General features: G+C 42.5%; 1 pseudogene. It reads left to right on the top strand.

Features of this window, described 5'->3' with window-relative positions:
- Positions 1 to 477: 477 nt before the first annotated feature.
- Positions 478 to 711 (top strand): annotated as a pseudogene (locus AXFE_RS19770) (IS1595-like element ISAxf1 family transposase); the annotation flags it as partial.

The raw sequence follows: 711 nt of genomic DNA, 5'->3' as shown, positions 1-711 counted from the left end.
AGAGATTACAAGCCCCACAGCCCATAAAACCACATAGCGAAAGTCACCTTTGGCGAGGCTGGTTGATGAATGCGAAGATGTCAGGTCGCTCTCATGGGTGATTGTAAGGATAAAGGCGCCCTTGCGATCAGACCGCCTACTTCGTTGGATCGCCTCATAAAAAATCCTAAAAAATCAACACGCCATTAATAATTAGATCTCATGGACCAAAACCACAAGGACCACCTCTACATGAATCGAAGATCATGGCGCAGATTATTAAGACATTGAGATCGAACCAGAAAAATCGATGGAAAGAGCTTTAATGTTGGAAACCAACACTCCAAATCCGGAGGATGAAATCACGGTATCGTAAAAATTCCATACGAGCTCCCTAGCAAAAAAGATCATACTTATCAAGTTTCGTAAGTTTCGCCTTCACCGAGACCAGATTGGAGCTAATCCTTAGTAGAACAGATGTTCGATAAAGCTGTCTTGGTGGATATCTCAGGCTTTATGGTACGCTTCGCTTCAGAGGGAGCATGTGAAGATCATTTGATCAAATTGCTTATGCTATGAGGGATTTAGATGTCCAAAGTGTGACTTCGATCACTTTACTTTAGTAAGGCCAAATCATTTCAAGAAATGCAGCATCTCGAGCTCCACTTTTTCAATGTAAATCTTTTCACCGTCAAACTAGCGTTACCTCCGGGACTATCTTTCATCGAAGCC

It is taken from the genome of Acidithrix ferrooxidans (assembly GCF_000949295.1).
GTDB lineage: Bacteria > Actinomycetota > Acidimicrobiia > Acidimicrobiales > Acidimicrobiaceae > Acidithrix > Acidithrix ferrooxidans.
The sequence above is the reverse complement of the archived record's forward strand: the minus strand, read 5'-3'. Positions and strand labels throughout refer to the sequence as shown.